This is a genomic window from Streptomyces milbemycinicus (assembly GCF_002154605.1).
Lineage (GTDB): Bacteria > Actinomycetota > Actinomycetes > Streptomycetales > Streptomycetaceae > Streptomyces > Streptomyces milbemycinicus.
In genome coordinates this window covers 1-13,751 of the sequence record NZ_MUNE01000459.1, presented here as the reverse complement: position 1 = coordinate 13,751, position 13,751 = coordinate 1, and the positions used below count along the sequence as shown (strand labels likewise).

The following is a 13,751-nucleotide window of genomic DNA, read 5'->3' as shown; positions in this document are numbered from 1 at the left end:
GGCGCGGTCTGGGCCCGGCAGTCGCGCGGGCCGACGTTCCGGCCCGGCGGCTGGAGCGGCACCCCCAACACCGCGGGCATCGTCTCCCTGGCCGCCGCGCTCGACTGGCTGGACGCGGCGGGCCTCGACCGGATCGAACGCTGGGCCACGGCCCTGGCGACCCGGCTGACCGACGGACTGCGGCAGTTGGACGCGTACGAGGTGCTGGGCTGCCGGACCAGTCTCGCCGCGGACTCGACCGTGCAGCGGCGCCAGGGCATCGTCGCCTTCCGGCATCGCGACATCACCTCCGGCGACCTGGGGTTCATCCTCTTCAGCCATGGCTTCATGGTCCGCTCCGACAGCCACTGCCAGGGCAGCGCGGGCGAGCGGACCGGGTCGGTGCGGGTGAGTCTGCACCTGCACAACACCCCTGAGGAGATCGAGCGGCTGCTCGACGTGTTGCGCGGACTTCAGTGAAACTCAGGGATGAAACTCAGCGAATCGGGTGAATTCTCTGCCCAGATGTGAATGGGAACCGTTTCCATCTGTAGGCTTCGGGATCGTCCCGCCCAGACACAAACACGCACTCAGGCGCGGAGAGAACAGCAAGGTGGTACGACCCGATGGGGCTGAGCAGGGCCGCGGCCGAGCGGTGGGTAGGGCGCTGGGAGCGTCAGCAGCAGCGCTACGCCGTCGACCGCGAGGAACGGTTCACCGTGATCGCCGACGTCGTGCAGCACAGCACGGCGGACCGGCCGCACCCGCTGATCGTCGACCTCGGCTGCGGCCCCGGGTCGCTGACCGCGCGGCTGGCCGAGCGGATGCCGACCGCGGAGATCGTCGCGGTGGACCGTGACCCCCTGCTGCTGGCCCTCGCCCGCACCCGCCACGCCGCCGCGGCCCGCTATGTCGAGGCGGTCATCGGCGAGCCGGGGTGGACCGACGTACTGGGCCTGCCCGGCCCCCTGGACGCCGCGGTCTCCACGACGGCGCTGCACTGCCTCACCGAGGAGTCGCTGCGCCGGACCTACCAGCGGCTCGCCGCCCTGCTGCGCCCCGGCGGCGTCCTCGTCAACGCCGATCACTTCCCGCCGGACGACACCCAGCCGGCGCGGATCGCCGCCCATGTCGGGGCGCGGCGCTCCGAGCGGCTGCGCGCGTTCGCCCACGAGGACTGGGAGTCCTGGTGGGCCGCCACGGCCGAGGACCCGGAGCTGGCCGGGGTGCTCGCCGAGCGCCACAAGAGCCGGCAACCAGCACACCGGCAGGACGCGGGGGTCGGCCACAACGGCCTGTGTCTGTCCCGGCACATCGCGCTGCTACGGCAGGCGGGGTTCGCCCAGGCCGGGCCGGTCTGGCAGTTCGGGGACAGCCATGTCCTCGTCGCCGTCCGCCCCTGACCCCAGCGGCGGCATGGTCAGCGGGCGCGCCCCGACGGTGGCGCGGCGACGCTGTCGCGTACGACGATGTGGGTGCCGAGCACATGGTGGGCGCCCGCGGCGTGTTCGGGGTCGTGCAGGGCGATGCGTACGGCGGCGCGGCCAAGTTCCTCGGCGGGGGTGCGGACCGTGGTGAGCGGGGGGTTGAAGTCCTCGGCGAGCGGGATGTCGTTGTAGCCGACGACGGAGATGTCGTCGGGGACGCGCAGACCCGCCTCGGCGATGGCGCGCAGGGCCCCGGCGGCCACCATGTCGTCCCCGGCGAACACGGCCGTGAACTCCCGTGTGTCAGCGAGGAGTTCGGCCATGGCGCGGTGTCCGGCGGTACGGCCCAGGCCGCAGTCGACGACCTGCGCCGCCTCGGTCGGCAGACCGTGCTGGGCGAGGGCGGCCCGGTAGCCGGCGACGCGTGCGTCCAGGGCCGTGTTGCCGGGCAGCCCGCCGAGAAAGACGATCCCGCGGTGGCCTGCGGAGAGCAGATGTCCGGTGATGGCGTGGGCCCCGGCCTCGTTGTCGAACTCGACGACGAGCGCCGGGATGTCCGGGTCCGGCGCGGGCCGTCCGCACAGCACGAGCCGGGCGCCGGAGGAGTCGAGGGCCTGCGCGTAGTGGGCGACGCGCTCACGGTAGGCGTCGTCCTCGACCACCCCGCCCACCAGGATCACCAGCCGGGCGCCCTCCTCCCGCATGAGCTGCACAATCTCCAGCTCGCGCTGGGGGTTGCCGCCCGTGGTGCCCACCAGGCACAGCCAGCCGCGCGCGGCCGCCTCCGCCTCCACGCCCTCGGCCACCTGTGCGTAGAAGGGGCTGGTGACCTGGCGCAGCACGACCGCGACCATCTTGCGGCCGCCTCCGACCAGGGCGCGGGCATGGGCGTTGGCCACGTAGTCCAGGGCCCGCGCCGCGCGCATGACCCGGGTACGGGTGGCCGGCGGGACCGGGTAGTTCCCGCTCAGCACACGCGAGACCGTGGCCACGGACACGCCCGCCCGCTCCGCCACCTCGCGGATCGTGACCCGCCCCTTTGCCGCCATCTCGCTCCCCGCTCTCCTCGCCGCATACGTATCCGCGACCATTGTGTCGCCCGGTCGCCTCAGCCCAGGAAGCTGAGCCGCACCTGGCGGTCGGGGATGCTGTCCCAGTGTTCGCGGACGAGGCCGAGCAGCTGTTCCGGGTTCATACGGCTCCCTTCGCGGAGGCGGACCGCGTCGCCGCCGCCGCACGTCCTGGACCTGGGTGCCCCTGGTGGATGAACGCCGCCCAGACCGGTAGCCGTTCGAGCCCCGGGCGCCGGATCTCGCGCAGCAGCTCGCCGGTCAGCGAGCCCGGATTTTCACGGTCCGGGTCGAGCATCCACAGCTGCGCGGCCCTGAGCGCGTCCGCCGGTCCCTGCCCCTCGACGGTCAGGTAGTGGTGGAACACCGCCATCATCAGCACCGAGGCCCCGTCCTGGGCCCGCCCGATCCGTCCGCCATGTTCCGCCCTACTCCGGTGCCCGGAAGCCGCCGATCTTCTGTTCGAGCAGTTCGGCCAGGCGCAGCGGGGTGCGGTCCTCGAACATCGGACCGATGAGCTGCACTCCCACCGGCAGACCCTCGGGGGACCGGCCCGCCGGTACGGCGGTGGCGGGCAGGCCGGGCATGGTGGCGACACCGGCCCAGACGAGCTGGTCGAAGTACGGGTACTCGACGCCGTCGATGTCGATCCGGCGTTCCAGCGGATTGGGGTTGTGGTCGTGCGGAAACGCGGGAGTGGGCGTGATGGGACACACCACCGCGTCGAACTCGGCGAAGAGCTGCCGCCAGCCGTGGCGGTGGAGCTCGCGACGGCTGTTCGCCTCGATCCAGTCGCGGTGGCTGAACACCATGCCACGCAGCCGCGCCGCATCGAGGCTCTGGTCGTCCGCGCTCAGTCCGGCGGCGCGGGTCCGCAGCTGCTCGTACGCCTCGACAGGAAAACGCGCAACAGAGCCCGAAAAAAGCAACTGCGTGTAGAGCGCCGCGGCTTCGGTCAGATCGGGCAGCAGCGGACTGTGCCGTTCGACGCGGGCGCCACCATCGACAAGCGCGTCGGCCACCCGGTTCACGCCCGCCCGCACGGCGGACCCGGTCGGAATGAGCGGATGCTCCTCGAGGACCAGGACTCGGAAGTCGCCGAGCCGCTCGTGGCGCGCGGGCGGCAGCGTCACGTCGTACGCCACACCGTGCGTCAGCGGGTCCGGTCCGGCCATGACGTCGAGCAGGAGCGTGAGGTCGCGGGCGGTGCGCGCCATCGGACCGACGACGGCGAGGTCGAGGTCGACCGGCAATGGCGGTGCCGGCGGCGCGACCATGCCGCGGGTTGCCGCCAGTCCGAGTGTCGGCTTGTGCGCGTAGATGCCGCAGAAATGCGCGGGGGTGCGCAACGAGCCGGCGAGGTCGGAGCCGATGGACAGCGCGCCGAACCCGGACGCCAGGGCCGCCGCTGATCCGCCCGAGGACCCACCCGACGTGCGACCGTGATCCCACGGGTTGTTGGTGGTGCCGTAGATCTCGTTGAAGCTCTGGATATCTTGCAGCCCCACCGGCACATTGGTCTTACCGAGCACCACCGCGCCCGCGGCCTTGAGCCGCGACACCTGGACCGCGTCCTCGGCCGGCATAAAGTTCGCCTGCGGCGGCATGCCCCAGGTCGTGGGCAGCCCGGCGATGTTGTAGGACTCTTTGACCGTCACCGGAATACCCAGCAGCGGCCGGTCCTCACCGCGGGCGCGCGCCTGGTCGGCACCGCGCGCGGCGGCCCGTGCACGGTCGAAGTCCGGCACACAGATCGCGTTGATCGTCTTGTCGTCCCGCTCGATACCGGCGATCGCCTCGTCGGTCAGTTCCGCCGAGATCACTTCACCGGCGCGCAAGGCAGCCGCGAGTTTTTCGGCCGTCTGAAAATTCCACTCCATGAACCGGACCGTACTGGCCTCTGGAACAGGTCATGAAATGCCGCTTCGCGCAACGGCATGTGGCGCATGGAGTACGGGAAGGCACTCACGCCAGGAAGCTGAGCCGCACCTGGCGGTCGGGGTTGTCCTTGTTGGTGTCGACGAGGCATACGGACTGCCAGGTGCCGAGCGCCATCCGGCCGCCGATGACCGGGAGCGTGGCGTGCGGGGGGACGATCGCGGGGAGCACATGGTCGCGGCCGTGGCCGGGGCTGCCGTGGCGGTGGTGCCAGCGGTCGTCGGCGGGCAGCAGCTCACGCAGCGCGGCGAGCAGGTCGGTGTCGCTTCCCGCGCCCGTCTCCAGGATCGCGATACCGGCGGTGGCATGGGGGACGAAGACATTGAGCAGCCCGTCCCGGCCCTGGCTCACCTCCCTCAGATACGCCTCGCAGTCGGCCGTGAGATCGGCGACCCGCTCGGTGGAGCCCGTGGTGATCCGAAGGATGTGGGTGCGGAAGGTCTGGGTCATGGCTCCATCCTCGTACGTCCGCCCGTAAAACCGCCGCAACAAAGGTCCGAGTGGCAAGACGCCATTGACCGGATCCGGACGCCCTCGCTACGTTCAAGGGCATGTCTACGTCAGCCTTGCTCACCACGCGCGGTCATATCGACCTGCTGCGGGTGGCCTCCGCCGCGTGTCCCGGCGGCTGCTGATCCTGTCACGACGTCGCGCGTAAGCACGCCTGCGCCGACGCTTCTTACCGCTCACCGCGCTGCTCCTCCCGCGCGTTCCCAGCACGTTCCTCCACCGTTCCCGCTTCGCCCACCCCGTTTGTGGAGCCTTCATGTCCCCGGTTCTCGAACCGGTCGTTCCGCTGTCCGCGCGCCGCCGCACCGTGCCCCGGTGGCTGCGCCGTACGACCGGTCCCCTCGTCCTGCTCATCGCCTGGCAGGTGTGCAGCGCCACCGGTGTGCTGTCCCCCGACACCCTCGCCTCCCCCGGCACCATCGCCCGCACCGCCTCCGACCTGATCGGGGACGGCACCCTGCCGCACGCCATGCTGGTGTCGGTGCAACGGGTGCTGGTCGGGCTGCTGATCGGCGCGGTGGCCGGGGTGTCGCTCGCCCTTGTCTCGGGGCTGTCCCGGCTGGGCGAGGACCTGGTCGACGCGACGGTGCAGATGCTGCGCACCATTCCCTGGGTCGGGATGATCCCCCTGTTCATCATCTGGCTGGGCATCGGCGAGGCGCCGAAGATCGCCCTCATCTCGCTCGGTGTGACCTTCCATCTGTACTTGAACGTCTACGCGGGCATCCGCGGGGTCGACGCCCAGCTGATCGAGGCCGGAACCTCGCTCGGGCTCGGCCGCTGGGGGCTGATCCGCCATGTGGTGCTGCCCGGGGCCCTGCCGGGGGCGATGACCGGGCTGCGGTACTCGCTCGCCACCGCCTGGCTGGCGCTGGTCTTCGGCGAGACGATCAACGCCGACGACGGAATCGGCTTTCTGCTCAACCGGGCACGGGAGTTCTTCCAGACCGATGTGATCGTGGTCTGCCTGATCGTCTACGCCGCGCTCGGCCTGCTCGCCGATTTCATCGTCCGTACTCTTGAGAGGCTGCTGCTGCAATGGCGACCGAGCTTCACGGGCAAATAGGCCCGGTCGAAAAGGAAACGCCCGCCGAGATCCCCGCCGATGGGCCTGCCGATGGGCCTGCCGATGCCCCCGCCGGACCCGACGCGCCCGCCGCCGTACGGGTCCACGGGCTGACCCGGACCTTCGACGGCCGCGCCGTGATCGACCGGCTGGAACTGACCGTGCGCCCCGGCGAGTTCGTCGCCCTGCTGGGCCACAGCGGCTGCGGCAAGTCCACCCTGCTACGCATTCTCGCCGGGCTCGACCGGGAGATCGAGGGCGAGGTGCTGGTACCGCGCACCAAGGCGGTCGCCTTCCAGTCGCCGCGGCTGATGCCGTGGAAGCGGGTCTGGCGCAATGTGCTGCTGGGGCTGCCCGGCCGCCCCGGGCGGGCGGTCGCCGAGCGGGCGCTGGCGGAGGTCGGCCTCGGCCACCGGTCGACCGCCTGGCCCAAGACGCTGTCCGGCGGCGAGGCCCAGCGCGCCTCGCTCGCCCGCGCGCTGGTGCGCGAGCCCGATCTGCTGCTGCTCGACGAGCCGTTCGGCGCGCTGGACGCGCTCACCCGCATCAAGGCGCAGCAGCTGGTCGCCGAGCTGTGGCAGCGGCGCGGCTGTGCGGTGCTGCTGGTGACGCACGACGTCGAGGAGGCGCTGCTGCTCGCCGACCGGGTGCTGGTCATGGACCACGGCGTGATCGCGTACGAGCGGGAGATCGGCCTGGACCGGCCGCGCGATATCTCCGATCCGCGCTTCGCGGAGCTGCGCGCCGAACTCCTCGACCGGCTGGGCGTGGTGGCTCCGACAGCGGCTCCCACAGCCGCTCCCACAACGGCCACCGCCGCATCACCCGCGGCATCACCCCGCAAGGCCGCGTGACGCCCCCTCATCTCCGGCCCACCACATCGACACACACCCACCCCCGCGCCATCCGAACCACCCTCACGAACGGATCTGCCGATATGAGACGGCGTATCGCCCCGGCCCTGCTCCTCCCCTTCGCCCTTCTGCTGGCCGCCTGCACCGCCACCTCGTCCGCCGACGACTCGGGCGGTGCGGGCTCGAACACCGACGGCAAGGGCGATCTCACCTTGCGGGTCGGCGACCAGAAGGGCAACGACGAGGCGGTGCTGCGCGCCGCCGGTGAGCTGGACGACCTGCCGTACAAGATCCGGTGGTCGACCTTCACCTCCGGGCCGCCGATCCTGGAGGCGGTGAGCGCCAAGGCGGTGGACATCGGCGGGGTGGGCAACACCCCGCCGGTCTTCGCCGCGGCCGCCAACTCCAACATCAAGGTGGTGGCCGCCAAACACGGCACCGCCGACGGCGAGACGATCCTGGCGAAGAAGGGCTCGCCGCTGAAGAAGGTCGCCGACCTCAAGGGCAAGTCGGTGGCCGTCGCACAGGGCAGTTCGGCGCACTACCAGCTCGTCGCCTCGCTTGCGAAGGCCGGTCTGTCGATCAAGGACGTCAAGGTCACCTTCCTCCAGCCCGCCGACGCGCTCGCGGCCTTCACCCGGGACAGGGTGGACGCCTGGGCCATCTGGGACCCGTACACCTCACAGGCGGTTCGGTCGGCGGACGCCCGCATTCTCACCACCGGCCAGGGCGTGGTCAACGGCCTCAACTTCCAGGTCGCCAACCCCTCCTCGCTCGACGACAAGAAGAAGGCCAAGGCGATCGGCGACTACCTCAAGCGGCTGCGCCGCGCCCAGGACTGGGTCTACAAGCACCCGGACGCGTGGGCCAAGCTCTGGGCGAAGGAGACCGGGCTGCCGTACGAGGTGGCGCTGGACTCGGTGAAGCGGACCAACGGCACCCGGGTGTATGTGGCCGTCGACAAGGACGCCATCGCCTCGGAACAGAAGATCGCAGACACCTTCGCCAAGCTGAAGCTGATCCCGCGCCGCTTCGACTTCGCCGATTACGTCGACACCCGATTCAACGCCGGTCTGCCGCCCTCCAGCACGGCGCCACGCAGTTACGGAAAGGGCTGAGCCGAAAAAATGAGAATTCGGAATTCGCCCGCCAAAGAAAGGCCATAGCTTTATCCGGGAAGAATTCTGTTAACGTGCCGTCATGAAGTCGCAGCCCGTGGCGGAGGGGCGCGCCGATCCCACTCGGCGTGCCCGTCGCCGTGTCCGTACCACCGGCTCCGAGGGGCCCGTATTCGTCGATTCCTCGGGTCGCAGGGCCCGTCTGTTCCGGCGGGTCGGCGTGGTCGCGGGAATCGCCTCCGTCGGATACGCCACGGTGCTCACGGTGGCCATCATGGGCGGCACTCCCTTCGCCCCCGAAACGCTGATCCCGGGGAGCTCGGCGACTTCCAAGGAAAGCGAGCAGTCCAATAAGGGCCGTTCCGGCAAGGGGAATTCGGCATCGTCCACCCCGTCCCTCGGCCCCTCGGCCTCCGCGAGCGGCGCCGCCGTCACCGCGCCCACCGCCCGGCCGTCGCCCTCCGTCAAGAAGCCCACGGCCACGGCGAGCGGGCGGGCCTCCTCCTCGGCCAAAGCCTCGGCCACGGCCACCACGACCACGTCTCGCCACACCTCCGGGCCGTCCGGCACCTCCTCGGCCTCGGCCTCGTCTTCGGCATCGTCCTGGGAGCCGCCGAAGGCGACCCCCTCCGCATCCGCCTCGCCCAGCCCCGCCACCACGGACACCCCCGAGGACGGCGCGACGAGCGAGCCGGGGGCCGTCGGCTGACGTTCCGGTTTCAGTCGGTGAAACGGCCCGGGATCACCATCCCGGTCTCGTAGGCGGCGATCACGGCTTGGACTCGGTCGCGGAGTCCGAGCTTGGTGAGGATGTTGCTGACATGCGTTTTCACGGTGTGCTCGCTCACCACCAGGGCCGCTGCGATCTCCGCGTTGGACAGACCGCAACCGAGCAGCCGCAGTGTCTCTCGCTCGCGGGCAGTGAGCACGTCCAGTCGTTCGGTCCGCGGTGGTGGCACCACCGCGCCGGAGGTGAAGGCGGCGATCAGGGTGCGGGTGACGGAGGGGGCGAGCAGCGAGTCGCCGGCCGCGACCATTCGGACGGCGTGCACGAGGTCGTCCCGCCGCACATCCTTGAGCAGGAAGCCGCTCGCGCCCGCGCGCAGGGCGTCGAAGAGGTAGCCGTCCTGCCCGAAAGTGGTCAGCATGATCACCCGGCAGGCCGTCTCGGCGCAGATGATCCGGGCTGCCTCGATACCGTCCATCCCCGGCATCCGGATGTCGAGCAGGACGACATCGGGGCGGTGCGCACGGGCGGCGCCGACCGCCTCGAACCCGTCGCCGCTCTCTGCGACGACCTCGATGCCTGGCTGCGCGGCCAGGATCATGGCGAAGCCGGCGCGGACCAGCTCCTGATCGTCGGCCACCACGACACGGATAGTCATGATGCCGCTCCGATTTCCGGGGCGGCCACGGGCAGCCGCGCTCTCACTTCGAATCCTGGGAGTCGGTCCGCCCGAGGGCCCGCCGTCGCGGTCCCGCCGCAGGCGGCGGCCCGCTCGCGGATGCCGATCAGGCCGTTCTCGCCGGACGGCAGGTTCGTTCCCGCGCCACGGCCGTTGTCGGCGACGAGGATCTCCAGGCCGTTGTCACGCCAGCTGAGCCGTACCTCGGCGCGGTCCGCTCTGGCGTGCTTGACGACGTTGGTCAGGGCCTCCTGCACGATCCGGTAGGCCGCGACACCGCAGTCGGCGGGCAGCGGGCGTGGCTCGCCTTCGGTGGTGCAGCGCACCTCCACGCCGGCTCGGGCCACCTTCCGGGTGAGCTCGGGCAGGTCGTGAACCGTCGGCTGCGGGGCTCGCGTGCCCTCCTCGTCCCTGAGCACGGCGAGCATCCGGCGCAACTGGTCCAAGGCCTCGCGACCGGTGCCGGCGATCGCGCCGAACGCGGCCGCGGCGCGGGCGGGGGCCGTGTCCAGCACGACCGGGCCCGCCTCGGCCTGGACGACCATGAGGCTGATCGAGTGGGCCAGCACGTCGTGCATGTCCCGGGCGATGCGTGCGCGTTCACGCTCGGCGGCGCGTTCCTCGGCTGCCCGGCGTTCGCTTTCGAGGCGGACAGCGCGTTCGGCGAGAACGGCTGCCTGGGCACGGGACCCGGCCGAGGCCCGGCCGAGCGCATAGGCGGCGACGTACAGCACGACACCGCGCGTCGCGGTGTCCGGCGAGCCGACTGTGGCGAGGCCGCCCGCACACATTCCCAGGAACACGGGTATCCGGACCCGGGACGGGCAGTCGGACGCCACCCCGTACAACGCGATGAGGAGCGCGTACCACAGCGGCTGCGGAGCGACCAGGTCGGTGAGGTCGTAGAGGCTGGAGAAGGCGGCGCAGACCAGCAGGACCGCTAGCGGAGCGCGCCGCCGCGCCGCCAGCGGGAGTGACGCCCCGGCCGCCGCGACATAGCCCCACCAGTGCCAGGGACGCCCGCTGTCGCTGTGCAGGAACAGCAGCGGTGAGATCTGGGCGGCGGTGGCGACGGTGGCGAGCCCCGCGTCCGACCATGACGAATCCATCAGACGGCGAAGCGGTGGAAAGACAGGCAGCGCGGACACGAGGGTGAATTCTCCCACGGGAGGCGTTCGGCGGGACCTCAGGCGTGCACCGCTTCGCCGCGGGCGACGCGGCGGGCGAACGGCACCAGTCCGGCGCACAGCAACACGCCCGCGACCGGCAGCAGATCGGGCCCGGCCGGCAATACCAGCGCTCCCGTCACGACGGACGCCGCCCACCATGCCGGAACGGCCCGGGCCACCGCGAGCTGACAGAACACGACAGCCAGGCCGAGAAAGAACAGCACGGGTCCGACCGTGTAGACGACGATGTCCATCCCGGGGACCTTGATGACGTCGGAGAACATCGCCCGCATGTCGTCGTGGTCGGTGGCCAATGCCCCGATGACGATGTCGACGGCGATCTGGACCACGCTGCAGGCGGTGCCGGCGAGGGCGACGGCGACCGTCCACGTAGCGAACCCGCCACGGCCTGCCAGCCGTCGCAGGTCCAGGAACACCGGGACGAACAGCAGCAACGCGGCGAGGAAGGCCAGGTGACCGGTCATCCAGGCGAGACCGGGGCCTCGCTCGCCATCCAGACCGTCCAGGATGCGGATGAGCCCGTAGACGGTCACCAGGAGCGGTGCGGCAATGAAAGCGAAGGATTTGCTCATGCCGACGATCATGATTGCGACGGGTGTTGCCGCACATCGCCGACGGGACCCATCTCCGTTCTCCCCCGGACGACGGAGCTGGGCGCCGGTCAGCCGAGAGCCCTTTGTATGTTGCCCCTCAGCACGTCCAGATCACGGCGCACCGCGTCGTACTTGTCCTTGTTCCGCTGGATGTCGGAGCGCTGACGCTTGGCAAGGGCGGCCCACCACACGCCGAGAGTGTTCTGCTCCCGCTTGCACTCGACGTCGGCGACGGCCGTGTCCACCTCCCGCCGCGTGTGCGGGGTGTTGCCGTCCTTGCCTCGCCGCCACCCCTTGTCGCTGTACGCGGCCATCGGATCCGCGAACCTCTTGCCGCCCTTGTCCACGACGCACGTCGCCCAGGTGGCGAAGGCCCGGCGCACCTGCCGGTCCTTCTTCACCGCCTTCTGCAGGCCGGCGTCCCGCCCGGAGGGGTACGTCCACATGCGTCTGTTGTCTTCAATGCCCTTGAGGAGTTGCCGATTCGCCTGCCCCGCGCAACCGCCCTTGGGGGGCTTGAGCCCGCTCGGCGTCGTGGCTTCGCTGCTGGACATGCCGTAGAGGACGGCGTATTCCGTGTCCGTCGCCGCCCTTCCCGTCGGTTCCCAGGACTTACGGGCCTTCGGCTCCCAGCCGTAGCCCCACCGCTTGGCCCGGTCGAGGTCGAGCGGGCCAAGCGGTGTCGGCATACCGACGATGGTCAGCAGCGAACTCGCGGAAGAGCGCGGGGACTTCGGATCGGTGGGGAAGTCGGTGAATCCGAGGCCCGCCATACACCGCTGCGCCAGGCGGCCCTGCGCCTGCTTGAACCGCTTGTTGTCCCCGTCACTGAGCCGGTAACTGTCGAGCGGGAGGGCCGGTAGGTCCTTCTCGCCCTTGACCTCCGGCACTCCCTTCACGCGCGGGGACGAGGGCGCGTCGGTGTCGGCGCTGCAGCCCGTCACCGCCCCTACGGCCAGCAGGGCGGCAGCCCACCACCGCGCGCGCTTCGACACCATCGAACAACCTCCCGGGACGGCCCCACCCAAGAGGTGGGACCCTACCGCCCCGGTACGCCAGTGATGAACGCGGCCCAGGCGGCGGCGGAGACGACCAGGGCGGGGCCGGTCACGCCCTCCTTGGAGTCGCGGATGGCGACTTGGGCGGTACGGGGGAGGTGGGCGATCTCGACGCACACTGTGCCCTCGTTCTGGCTGTAGGAAGATTTGAACCACGCGCTCTCGGGGGCGACGTCGGATGCCATGTGATGTGTCATGTCAGATCTCTCGTGCTAGTTGTTGCAGAAACGCCGGTGTCTCAACCGGGGCAAGAGCGGCCCCGCGCAGGGCCTCGAACCTGCGGGAGAAGGACCAGACGTCGGTGTCCTTGTCGCTGATCTTCGTACCCTCGGCCGCGTCGATTTGGACGACCGTCGGCAGCGGAACTCCGAATTCCATCAAGCTGAAATTCGAGGCAGATCGGTAGGTAGCCGTGGCCATCGGCAGGATTTGAACCGTCACATTGTCGAGCTGCGCCAGCTTGAGGATCTCCTCGTACTGCTCACGCATCACGTCTGGACTACCGACCACGCGTCGCAGGGCGGCCTCGTCCTGGATGGCCCAGAGTTCAAGGGGGGTGTCCCTGCGGGTCAGAGCCTTCTTCCGCTCCACACGAATCTGGGTATGGCGCTCCACGAACTCGGTCGTCGTCTCATGGACCGGCTTCGAGGAGAGGAACATCTCCCGAGCGTAGTTCTCGGTTTGCAGCAGGCCGAAGACCACGTTCGGCTGCCAGGCGCGACTGCTGCGAATGCCGCTCTCCAGGCCGATGTACAACGCCATCCCAGACGGCATGACGTTGCGGTAGATCGACCACCAGCCCCGATTGAGCGATTCGCGGTGAATCCCGACCAGGAAGTCCACGTCTTCCTCGTCCTCGACACCGTAGCGGTCCAGCAAGATCCGTAACTCGGCGGCGGCCTTGAGTCCGGTCAGCCCATTCTCAACGCGATAGAGCTTCGAAGTGGAAAACGTCAACCCGTCGACCGCCTCCGCAAGGGTGAATCCGACCTTTTCCCGCAACTGTCGGAGTTCCCAGCCGAGTTGCATGCGACGGACCGTGGGCCCTGTTGGTGCCGCCACGAGCCTACCTCCCGATGCTTCGAGCCTGCCGTGCCGCGATGGGAGTTCCGAGTGTGACACCGACAGTCGTTCCGGTGGGGAGAAGAGCCCACTCGGTCACATATGCCATCTCAAGTGAGAAATTCAATCGGTCTTGCACACCAACCCACCCGGACCCGAAGCTGTTTCCGCTACCGCTTCATCACATGCCGTAGCGAACACCAGCCCACCAGCACCTCGCACACCGTGGAGCCGCCATGCCCGCATCCCGTCCCCGCCTGCTCCCCTGGCCCGGAGCGAACGGGCAGCCCTGCTACCTCGTCACCGACGGCGGCGCGAACAGCCGCCTGTCGAGGCTGGCCGATGAGATGGAGGAGGTCCAGCTCAACACCGGCAGCGATCTCCTCAAGCATGCGCGCGAGCTGCTGCGCACCCGCCATGTGTCCGCCCGGGAGCTCCGGTTTCTCTCCCACCGGCTGGCCGAGGCGTTGCACGACGCGC

Annotated in this window: 17 protein-coding genes and 1 pseudogene; 8 read left to right on the top strand and 10 right to left on the bottom strand. The window is 70.1% G+C overall.

Annotated features, from left to right (window positions below):
• A partial coding sequence (locus tag CCN51_RS33355) for an aminotransferase class V-fold PLP-dependent enzyme (RefSeq protein WP_143675964.1) occupies window positions 1-459 on the top strand: 459 nt, incomplete at its 5' end.
• Between the two features lie 146 nt (window positions 460-605).
• On the top strand, window positions 606-1,382 hold the full coding sequence (locus CCN51_RS33350; protein ID WP_014174846.1) for a class I SAM-dependent methyltransferase: 777 nt from the start codon (window positions 606-608) through the stop codon (window positions 1,380-1,382).
• Window positions 1,383-1,399: 17 nt separating this feature from the next.
• On the opposite strand, the gene CCN51_RS33345 is transcribed toward CCN51_RS33350, so the two are convergent.
• The 4 genes and pseudogenes from CCN51_RS33345 to CCN51_RS33330 all read right to left on the bottom strand — a co-directional run bounded on the left by CCN51_RS33345 (window position 1,400) and on the right by CCN51_RS33330 (window position 4,864).
• Complete coding sequence (locus CCN51_RS33345; protein ID WP_014174847.1) at window positions 1,400-2,455, bottom strand: LacI family DNA-binding transcriptional regulator; 1,056 nt, start codon at window positions 2,453-2,455, stop codon at window positions 1,400-1,402.
• A 142-nt stretch (window positions 2,456-2,597) separates the two neighbouring features.
• Window positions 2,598-2,873: pseudogene (locus CCN51_RS33340) on the bottom strand (CHAT domain-containing protein); the annotation flags it as partial.
• Window positions 2,874-2,904: 31 nt separating this feature from the next.
• The gene (locus CCN51_RS33335; RefSeq protein WP_086860451.1) at window positions 2,905-4,356 is read right to left on the bottom strand and encodes an amidase; all 1,452 of its coding nucleotides are present in this window, start codon (window positions 4,354-4,356) and stop codon (window positions 2,905-2,907) included.
• Window positions 4,357-4,441: 85 nt separating this feature from the next.
• Complete coding sequence (locus tag CCN51_RS33330; RefSeq protein ID WP_014174849.1) at window positions 4,442-4,864, bottom strand: YjbQ family protein; 423 nt, start codon at window positions 4,862-4,864, stop codon at window positions 4,442-4,444.
• A 101-nt stretch (window positions 4,865-4,965) separates the two neighbouring features.
• Here CCN51_RS33330 and CCN51_RS60210 point away from each other — a divergent pair, with 101 nt between their 5' ends.
• The 5 genes from CCN51_RS60210 to CCN51_RS54520 all read left to right on the top strand — a co-directional run bounded on the left by CCN51_RS60210 (window position 4,966) and on the right by CCN51_RS54520 (window position 8,671).
• Entirely contained in the window at window positions 4,966-5,049 is an 84-nt protein-coding gene (locus tag CCN51_RS60210) for a putative leader peptide (protein ID WP_358647469.1), read from the top strand.
• Window positions 5,050-5,180: 131 nt separating this feature from the next.
• Window positions 5,181-5,990 (top strand): ABC transporter permease, encoded by an 810-nt coding sequence (locus CCN51_RS33325; RefSeq protein WP_014174850.1) that lies wholly within the window; start codon window positions 5,181-5,183, stop codon window positions 5,988-5,990.
• Window positions 5,963-6,844, top strand: a complete 882-nt coding sequence (locus CCN51_RS33320; protein WP_086860449.1) for an ABC transporter ATP-binding protein — start codon at window positions 5,963-5,965, stop codon at window positions 6,842-6,844. The genes CCN51_RS33325 and CCN51_RS33320 overlap by 28 nt, the downstream gene beginning before the upstream one ends.
• Before the next feature lie 83 nt (window positions 6,845-6,927).
• Entirely contained in the window at window positions 6,928-7,962 is a 1,035-nt protein-coding gene (locus tag CCN51_RS33315) for an ABC transporter substrate-binding protein (RefSeq protein ID WP_014174852.1), read from the top strand.
• 82 nt (window positions 7,963-8,044) lie between these two features.
• Window positions 8,045-8,671 carry a hypothetical protein gene (locus CCN51_RS54520; protein WP_143675963.1) on the top strand — a complete coding sequence of 209 codons (627 nt, stop codon included), beginning with the start codon at window positions 8,045-8,047 and terminating at the stop codon, window positions 8,669-8,671.
• A 10-nt stretch (window positions 8,672-8,681) separates the two neighbouring features.
• Here the strand turns inward: CCN51_RS54520 and CCN51_RS33305 are convergent, their stop codons facing one another.
• The 6 genes from CCN51_RS33305 to CCN51_RS33280 form a co-directional block, all read right to left on the bottom strand.
• The gene (locus CCN51_RS33305; protein ID WP_014174854.1) at window positions 8,682-9,347 is read right to left on the bottom strand and encodes a response regulator; all 666 of its coding nucleotides are present in this window, start codon (window positions 9,345-9,347) and stop codon (window positions 8,682-8,684) included.
• Window positions 9,344-10,477, bottom strand: a complete 1,134-nt coding sequence (locus tag CCN51_RS33300; RefSeq protein ID WP_106436564.1) for a sensor histidine kinase — start codon at window positions 10,475-10,477, stop codon at window positions 9,344-9,346. The genes CCN51_RS33305 and CCN51_RS33300 overlap by 4 nt, the downstream gene beginning before the upstream one ends.
• A gap of 77 nt (window positions 10,478-10,554) precedes the next feature.
• Complete coding sequence (locus CCN51_RS33295) at window positions 10,555-11,130, bottom strand: hypothetical protein (RefSeq protein WP_043489520.1); 576 nt, start codon at window positions 11,128-11,130, stop codon at window positions 10,555-10,557.
• An 89-nt stretch (window positions 11,131-11,219) separates the two neighbouring features.
• Window positions 11,220-12,149: a hypothetical protein gene (locus tag CCN51_RS33290; protein WP_014174857.1), complete on the bottom strand. Its 930-nt coding sequence runs from the start codon at window positions 12,147-12,149 to the stop codon at window positions 11,220-11,222.
• A gap of 41 nt (window positions 12,150-12,190) precedes the next feature.
• Window positions 12,191-12,394 carry a DUF397 domain-containing protein gene (locus tag CCN51_RS33285; protein WP_014174858.1) on the bottom strand — a complete coding sequence of 68 codons (204 nt, stop codon included), beginning with the start codon at window positions 12,392-12,394 and terminating at the stop codon, window positions 12,191-12,193.
• 13 nt (window positions 12,395-12,407) lie between these two features.
• Window positions 12,408-13,238, bottom strand: coding sequence for a helix-turn-helix domain-containing protein (locus tag CCN51_RS33280; protein WP_014174859.1), 831 nt, complete (start codon window positions 13,236-13,238; stop codon window positions 12,408-12,410).
• 269 nt (window positions 13,239-13,507) lie between these two features.
• On the opposite strand from CCN51_RS33280, the gene CCN51_RS33275 reads away from it, so the two are divergent.
• Window positions 13,508-13,751 (top strand): hypothetical protein (locus CCN51_RS33275; RefSeq protein ID WP_086860448.1); only part of this gene is annotated, 244 nt, incomplete at its 3' end.

Coding starts and splice junctions, on each gene's coding strand:
- CCN51_RS33350 (WP_014174846.1), top strand. CDS start 606: ATGGGGCTGAGCAGGGCCGCGGCCGAGCGGTGGGTAGGGCGCTGGGAG.
- CCN51_RS33345 (WP_014174847.1), bottom strand. CDS start 2,455: ATGGCGGCAAAGGGGCGGGTCACGATCCGCGAGGTGGCGGAGCGGGCG.
- CCN51_RS33335 (WP_086860451.1), bottom strand. CDS start 4,356: ATGGAGTGGAATTTTCAGACGGCCGAAAAACTCGCGGCTGCCTTGCGC.
- CCN51_RS33330 (WP_014174849.1), bottom strand. CDS start 4,864: ATGACCCAGACCTTCCGCACCCACATCCTTCGGATCACCACGGGCTCC.
- CCN51_RS60210 (WP_358647469.1), top strand. CDS start 4,966: ATGTCTACGTCAGCCTTGCTCACCACGCGCGGTCATATCGACCTGCTG.
- CCN51_RS33325 (WP_014174850.1), top strand. CDS start 5,181: ATGTCCCCGGTTCTCGAACCGGTCGTTCCGCTGTCCGCGCGCCGCCGC.
- CCN51_RS33320 (WP_086860449.1), top strand. CDS start 5,963: ATGGCGACCGAGCTTCACGGGCAAATAGGCCCGGTCGAAAAGGAAACG.
- CCN51_RS33315 (WP_014174852.1), top strand. CDS start 6,928: ATGAGACGGCGTATCGCCCCGGCCCTGCTCCTCCCCTTCGCCCTTCTG.
- CCN51_RS54520 (WP_143675963.1), top strand. CDS start 8,045: ATGAAGTCGCAGCCCGTGGCGGAGGGGCGCGCCGATCCCACTCGGCGT.
- CCN51_RS33305 (WP_014174854.1), bottom strand. CDS start 9,347: ATGACTATCCGTGTCGTGGTGGCCGACGATCAGGAGCTGGTCCGCGCC.
- CCN51_RS33300 (WP_106436564.1), bottom strand. CDS start 10,477: ATGGATTCGTCATGGTCGGACGCGGGGCTCGCCACCGTCGCCACCGCC.
- CCN51_RS33295 (WP_043489520.1), bottom strand. CDS start 11,130: ATGAGCAAATCCTTCGCTTTCATTGCCGCACCGCTCCTGGTGACCGTC.
- CCN51_RS33290 (WP_014174857.1), bottom strand. CDS start 12,149: ATGGTGTCGAAGCGCGCGCGGTGGTGGGCTGCCGCCCTGCTGGCCGTA.
- CCN51_RS33285 (WP_014174858.1), bottom strand. CDS start 12,394: ATGGCATCCGACGTCGCCCCCGAGAGCGCGTGGTTCAAATCTTCCTAC.
- CCN51_RS33280 (WP_014174859.1), bottom strand. CDS start 13,238: ATGCAACTCGGCTGGGAACTCCGACAGTTGCGGGAAAAGGTCGGATTC.